This window comes from Butyricicoccus sp. (assembly GCF_050872565.1).
In the GTDB taxonomy this organism is placed as follows: Bacteria; Bacillota; Clostridia; order Oscillospirales; family Butyricicoccaceae; genus Butyricicoccus_A.
In genome coordinates this window covers 1-6,292 of the sequence record NZ_JBNMHC010000118.1, presented here as the reverse complement: position 1 = coordinate 6,292, position 6,292 = coordinate 1, and the positions used below count along the sequence as shown (strand labels likewise).

The following is a 6,292-nucleotide window of genomic DNA, read 5'->3' as shown; positions in this document are numbered from 1 at the left end:
TCCCATGGGAAACAGAGGAGCTTTGCTGCATTCTTATAAGCTCTTGATAATCGTGCCGCCGCCGACAACGACATCTCCATCATACCAAACGGTTGCCTGACCCGGCGAAATCGCACGCTGCGGCTCGTCAAATTCGATTACAGTTCCGTGCTCATCCGGGAACAGCGTGGCTGGCTGTGCCTTTTGTCCATAGCGAATCTTTGCCTGCACGCGCATCGGCGCAGTCAGCTTGTCCACGGCAATCCAGTTGCACTCGCCTGCCAACAGCCTTTTGGCAAACAGTTGGTCAGACGTGCCAATCGTCACCGTATTGTGCACAGCATCTTTACAGCAGACATAATGCGGCTCTGGGAATGCAAAGCCTAAGCCCTTGCGCTGGCCGACAGTGTAATGCACAAGTCCGCGATGCTGGCCGATCACATGTCCCTCGGTATCCAGAAAATCGCCCGGCTTCGGTGCTTCGCCTGTGGTGCGTTCAATAAATCCTGCATAATCTCCATCCGGTACAAAGCAAATATCCTGACTGTCCGGCTTTCTGGCATTTGTCAGCATCGCTTTCTCTGCCAGACGACGGGTCTCCGGCTTGGTCAAGCCGCCAAGCGGAAATTTCACGCGAGCCAGCTGCTCCTGTGTCATCGAATACAGGAAATACGTCTGATCTTTGTGGTCATCTGCCGCTGTTTTGAGCAGAATGCGCTGGGCAGCCGTATCATACTCAATACGGGCATAATGTCCGGTTGCAATACGCCAGCAGCCAACATCTCCCGCCCGACGCAGCAGGGCATCAAACTTGACATACTTATTGCAGTCAATGCAGGGATTCGGCGTCAAACCACACTGATAGCCGGAAATGAACCGGTCAATGACCTCTTTATGAAAAATATTGCCCATATTAAACACGTAATGGTCAATGCCCAGACGTGCACACACACTGCGTGCGTCTGCAATATCATCTGCCGAGCAGCACGAACGGGTCTTTTTGCCAATGTCGCCCTGATCGTACAGAGCCATTGTCACGCCTGCCACATCATATCCCTGTTCCAGCAGTAAAACTGCACTTGCGGAGCTGTCTACGCCACCGCTCATTGCTGCGAGAATTTTTTCCTTCATCGAGTCAACCTCTCCTCAAAAAGAACGGCTCTACTTCCGTGCGAAAGCAGAGCCGATACTATTTCTAAAATCATTAGCCGCCCAGGCGAATCATTTCGTCAATGCAGTGCTTTGCTGCCAGACGAGTCTCTTCGTCCATGGTGATCTCCTCGCCTGCGTTGCCCTTCAGTACGTTGAGGACATCTACCAGCGTGGTCGACTTCATGTTCGGGCAAATCAGCTGCTTGCTCAGCGGATAGAACTTCTTATCCGGGCAGTCATACTGCAGGTGCTCAGCGATGCTGATTTCCGTGCCGATAATGAACTCCTTGGCATCGGAATTCTTTGCATAGTTCATGATGCCGGTGGTGGAACCAACGTAGTCAGCCTGAGAAGCAACAGCCGGTACACACTCCGGATGAACCAGCAGCAGCGCGTCCGGATGTGCTGCGCGAGCTTCGTCTACTGCTCTCTTCGGAACAGCAGCATGAATCGGGCAGCCGCCCTGCAGCAACTTAATTTCCTTGTCCGGGCACTGATCTGCCACGAACTGACCCAGATTGCAGTCCGGAATAAACAGAATCTTGTCGGTATCCAGATTGTTTACAATCTTCACTGCGGAAGAAGAGGTGCAGCATACATCACAAATCGTCTTCAGCTCTGCGGTCGTGTTGATATATGCAACGACGGTATAATCCGGATTTGCCTTCTTCCAAGCGCCGATCAGATCCTTATCCATCTGCTCAGCCATCGGACATCCAGCTACTGGATTTGCCAGATAAACCGTCTTCTCCGGGGAGAGAATCTTGCAAGTCTCTGCCATGAAGCGAACGCCGCACATGATAACCGTCTTCTGCGGTGCGCTCATTGCCTGTACGCTCAGACCATAGGAATCGCCAACAAAGTCAGCAACTTCCGAAATTTCTCTTGCCACATAGCTGTGTGCCAAAATACATACATCCTGCTCTTTTTTCAGGCGCAGGATTTCATCCTGAATCTCACGAATCATACGTCATTTCTCCTGATTAGGTATTGGTGTAGTGTGAATAGGAAATGCAGCGCATTTCCCAGTGTTTTTATATGTTTATCGTTTCTGAGAATATCATGTTTTACACAATCTGTCAAGCGTCAGGCACAAATTGCCTGAAAATCAGCAAACATGATAGTTTTTCCCAGCGATTTTTTCAAGTTGTTTTACGCTTTGATTGCCCAGCGCATTTTCGTGGAATGCGCACGCGGATTTTGATAGCACTCCTCTGCTGACGGACGAATGACATCACGTGCCGCCTCACGGTACACGCCATCGCGCACGCCTTGCTTGAACGCCTTTTTCACCAGTCTATCTTCACCGGAATGGAAGGTCAAAATCGCCACACGGCCGCCCGGCTTGAGTACCATTGGCAGTTTCTCCAAAAAAGCATACAGCACTTCAAATTCGCTGTTCACATCAATGCGAAGTGCCTGAAAGCAGCGCTGGCAGGATTTTTTGACCATATCCTTCTGCTCATTCTTTGGCAGGAACGACAGGGCACGGGCAATTGCATCATACAGCTGACGTGTCGTGTCAATGCTCTCTCCGCGAGCAAAAGTCCGCATGATTTCCGATGCAATGCACTGTGCATACGGTTCATCAGAATTTTCTACCAGCAAACCTACCAGCTCATCTTCTTCCAGCTCACGCAGGCGCTGCGCCGCAGAGGTGCCGGAAGTCGGATCCAAGCGCAAATCGAGCGGGCCATCCTGCTTAAACGTAAATCCGCGCTCCGGATTGTCAATCTGCATAGACGATACGCCGAGATCCGCCAAAACAAAGTCAAATTTTTCTTCGGCAACTTTGTCGATCTCCGAAAAATTCATGCGGCGAATCGTCAGAATATCCTCGCCGAATCCAAGCGCTGCCAAGCGGGCTTTCGTTTTCTCGGATTCAATCGGGTCAACATCTGTCGCGTACATATGTCCCTGTCCGTGCAAGCATTCTAACATTTTTCGGGTATGTCCGCCATACCCCAATGTAGCATCATAACCGACTTGTCCCGGCTGAATCTGCAAAAAGTCCAGAATTTCCTGTACCATGATGGAAATATGCATACCGGCAGGCGTTTTGCCCTGTCCGATAATCTTTTTGACATCATCCTGATATTTCTCCGGATTCAGCTCCTTATATTTTTCGCTGAATTTCCGCGGATGTGTGCCTTTATATCGTTTGCGGCGTTTATGCTGCTGTTGTTCTTCCATAGTAATTCGTTCTTTCTTCCTTGATACGTTTCGTTTTATTTATCGTATCATGCAGAGCATCGTTTGTCAAAGGATTCCTAACAGAAAACACCCGCCTGTTTTTTACAACAAGCGAGTGTTTTTCCCGTCCTTCAATTATCGAGTCAGTTTTTTCGCCCAGTGTCCATAATTCACCATGATAAACGCCGGAACCGCCTTAAACAACTGATCCAAATTCAGGCACCAAACCACAACAACCGGCGATGCCTTGACGTAAAACGCCATGAAAAACGACAGTGGAATGACAATACACCAAATGCTGACCAAATCCAAAACCATCGCGTATTTGGTTGCGCCGCCGCCCTTGATAATACCGGAATTGACCGGCATCTGGTAGCACATACCGACCATGACAATGCAGAGGATGTGCAGGAATGTGCGCGCCAGCTCGCGGCTCTCGTCCGAGAAGCTGTACAGTGCCAGCACCGGCTCTGTCAGTCCATAGAGAACCAATCCGCAGCAAATGCCCATGAATAAAAACATAACTTGGAATGTTTTCGCGTACTGCTTGACCACCTTCATATCGCCCGCGCCGATGGCTTTTCCGATAAAGACATTGGCTGTCGATGCCGCGCCAACTGCGACTGTTTTGACGATTAAGTACAGATTGGACGCCATGCTATTCGCCGCAATAGCGCTGGAGGTCAGATGGCCAAGAATTGCGGTCTGCATGGCCGTGTTAAATCCCCACATAGCAGAGGTAAATAAAATCGGCAGACTGACGCGATAATAATCCTTCATAATGGTACGGTCTATATGCAGGAAATCCTTGAGCTTCAGATGCAGATTTTGCTCTTTTTTTGCCACATAGCACAAGATGATGCTACATTCTACAATGCGTGCAACGAGTGTACCGATGGCAGCACCCTGGACACCGAGACGCGGCAGGCCAAATCGACCATAAATCAAGCACCAGTTAATGCAGAAATTGATGCACAGCGTGCACACTGACAGATAAAACGCAATCTTGACCACTTCTGTACTTCTCAAGACAGCAAGCAAAATTGTCGTCACGCAGAAGAACGGATAGGTAAATCGTACAATATTGAGATACTTGACGCCTTCTGCAATAATCTCTGCATCGTTGGTAAACAGACCGACCGCCTGCTCCGGAAACAGCGACACAATGACAAACAAGGCAAGCATCAGTACGAGCGCGGTACGCATGGCAATGCTCGAAACCTTGCGAATGGTTTCTGTGTCCTTTCTGCCCCAATACTGTGAAGACAGGATGACCAGACCATCACCAATGCCAATGAGCAGATTCTGATAGATAAACTGAATCTGATTGACCGCTGTGACGCCGGACAAAGCACTCTCCGCATAGCTTCCGAGCATGAGATTGTCCGTCAAATTGACGCTCAGGGAAATGACATTCTGAAGGACAATCGGAAGGCACAGAACCCAAAACATGCGGTAAAATTTTTTGTCTTTTAGCAGCATATCTTCAAACTCCTCCTTTTCTTTTTCGCCTCTTACTTTACACGATTTATTGAGAAATGAAAAGAGCTAAAAAAGAATTGAGCAGGAATATGCAACAAGTCCATCGTTTTTATAAATTCGACCGCAATTTTACGGTAACAGCGTGTACTCCAGCATGACACGACGCACACGACTGCCGTCCGTCGCGCCATCCGGCAGCAGCGCAATCGCCACCTGTGTCAGCTCGCCGTTCGGCTCATCGATTTTTTGCAGCATCGCGTAATCTCCCTCAAATGAAACCACAACATAATCTACTGGATCTGCAAAGCCCATCCTCTTTCTCTCCTCTCTCCATATGGAAATTTTCTCTAATTCTATCATATTTTCTGCCAGTTGCCTATCCCTAATCTTGCTTATCTGTGCCAGATCTCTCATTTTTTTGACATTCTTAGAATTATGTTGAATTTTACTATTGATTTTTCTCGCAAAATCTGGTTATCTAGTAGGGTAATACTTAATCTTTCGCAGATTGTGAGGTAAATAACATGAGTGCAAAGGAAATGAAGCCGATCAAGGAAGGCAAAGTTCGTGAGATTTACGACAACGGTGACAGCCTGATTATGGTGGCAACCGACCGCATCAGCTGCTTTGATGTGATCCTCAAGAACACCATTGAAAAGAAGGGCACCGTTCTGACCCAGATGTCCAAGTTCTGGTTCGATCTGACCAAGGATATTATTCCAAACCACATGATTTCTGTGGATGTCAAGGACATGCCGGAGTATTTCCAGCAGCCGAAGTTCGATGGCAACAGCATGTTGTGCAAGAAGCTGAATATGCTTCCGATCGAGTGCATCGTCCGCGGCTACATCACCGGTTCTGGCTGGGCAAGCTACCAGAAGGACGGTACCGTATGTGGCATCAAGCTGCCGGAAGGTCTGAAGGAATCCGACAAGCTGCCGGAGCCGATCTATACCCCGTCCACCAAGGCTGAAATCGGCGATCATGACGAAAACATTTCCTATGAGCAGAGCATTGAGCATCTGGAGAAGTACTTCCCGGGTAAGGGTGCAGAGTACGCACAGAAACTGCGCGATTACACCATCGCCCTGTACAAGAAGTGTGCAGACTATGCTCTGAGCCGCGGCATCATCATCGCTGATACCAAGTTTGAGTTCGGTCTCGACGAGAACGGCAACATCGTTCTGGGTGATGAAATGCTGACACCGGACTCCTCCCGTTTCTGGCCGGCAGACGGCTATGAGCCGGGTCACGGTCAGCCGTCCTTCGACAAACAGTTCGCACGCGACTGGCTGAAGGCAAACGAGCATGACTGGAAGCTGCCAACAGACATTACCGAAAAGACCATTGCCAAGTACTTGCAGGCATATGAGCTGCTGACCGGCAAGAAGCTGTAATCTCTGTTATTTGCCAAACGTATAGAAAAGATAAGACGGTATGCATCGAAATGTTTCCGGTGCATACCGTCTTTTTATGTATCTAATTG

At 48.9% G+C, this 6,292-nt stretch carries 6 protein-coding genes; 1 reads left to right on the top strand and 5 read right to left on the bottom strand.

The genetic code is table 11. The features are described from left to right. Positions 1–33: 33 nt before the first annotated feature. The 5 genes from mnmA to ACR0P9_RS06305 all read right to left on the bottom strand — a co-directional run bounded on the left by mnmA (position 34) and on the right by ACR0P9_RS06305 (position 5,118). Positions 34–1,110 (bottom strand): tRNA 2-thiouridine(34) synthase MnmA, encoded by a 1,077-nt coding sequence (mnmA, locus tag ACR0P9_RS06325; RefSeq protein WP_432618385.1) that lies wholly within the window; start codon positions 1,108–1,110, stop codon positions 34–36. Positions 1,111–1,183: 73 nt separating this feature from the next. Continuing rightward, positions 1,184–2,098 (bottom strand): quinolinate synthase NadA, encoded by a 915-nt coding sequence (gene nadA / locus ACR0P9_RS06320; RefSeq protein WP_432618383.1) that lies wholly within the window; start codon positions 2,096–2,098, stop codon positions 1,184–1,186. A 185-nt stretch (positions 2,099–2,283) separates the two neighbouring features. Then, positions 2,284–3,324 (bottom strand): 16S rRNA (cytosine(1402)-N(4))-methyltransferase RsmH, encoded by a 1,041-nt coding sequence (gene rsmH, locus ACR0P9_RS06315; protein ID WP_432618381.1) that lies wholly within the window; start codon positions 3,322–3,324, stop codon positions 2,284–2,286. 135 nt (positions 3,325–3,459) lie between these two features. After that, on the bottom strand, positions 3,460–4,806 hold the full coding sequence (locus tag ACR0P9_RS06310; protein ID WP_432618379.1) for an MATE family efflux transporter: 1,347 nt from the start codon (positions 4,804–4,806) through the stop codon (positions 3,460–3,462). 129 nt (positions 4,807–4,935) lie between these two features. Next, entirely contained in the window at positions 4,936–5,118 is a 183-nt protein-coding gene (locus tag ACR0P9_RS06305) for a chorismate--pyruvate lyase (RefSeq protein ID WP_432618377.1), read from the bottom strand. A 212-nt stretch (positions 5,119–5,330) separates the two neighbouring features. Here ACR0P9_RS06305 and ACR0P9_RS06300 point away from each other — a divergent pair, with 212 nt between their 5' ends. Next, positions 5,331–6,203 (top strand): phosphoribosylaminoimidazolesuccinocarboxamide synthase, encoded by an 873-nt coding sequence (locus tag ACR0P9_RS06300; RefSeq protein ID WP_432618375.1) that lies wholly within the window; start codon positions 5,331–5,333, stop codon positions 6,201–6,203. The last annotated feature ends 89 nt before the right edge of the window (positions 6,204–6,292 follow it).

What these genes read in the sequence shown, in the direction of transcription:
- mnmA (WP_432618385.1), bottom strand. Translation starts at nt 1,110, where the DNA reads ATGAAGGAAAAAATTCTCGCAGCAATGAGCGGTGGCGTAGACAGCTCC.
- nadA (WP_432618383.1), bottom strand. Translation starts at nt 2,098, where the DNA reads ATGATTCGTGAGATTCAGGATGAAATCCTGCGCCTGAAAAAAGAGCAG.
- rsmH (WP_432618381.1), bottom strand. Translation starts at nt 3,324, where the DNA reads ATGGAAGAACAACAGCAGCATAAACGCCGCAAACGATATAAAGGCACA.
- ACR0P9_RS06310 (WP_432618379.1), bottom strand. Translation starts at nt 4,806, where the DNA reads ATGCTGCTAAAAGACAAAAAATTTTACCGCATGTTTTGGGTTCTGTGC.
- ACR0P9_RS06305 (WP_432618377.1), bottom strand. Translation starts at nt 5,118, where the DNA reads ATGGGCTTTGCAGATCCAGTAGATTATGTTGTGGTTTCATTTGAGGGA.
- ACR0P9_RS06300 (WP_432618375.1), top strand. Translation starts at nt 5,331, where the DNA reads ATGAGTGCAAAGGAAATGAAGCCGATCAAGGAAGGCAAAGTTCGTGAG.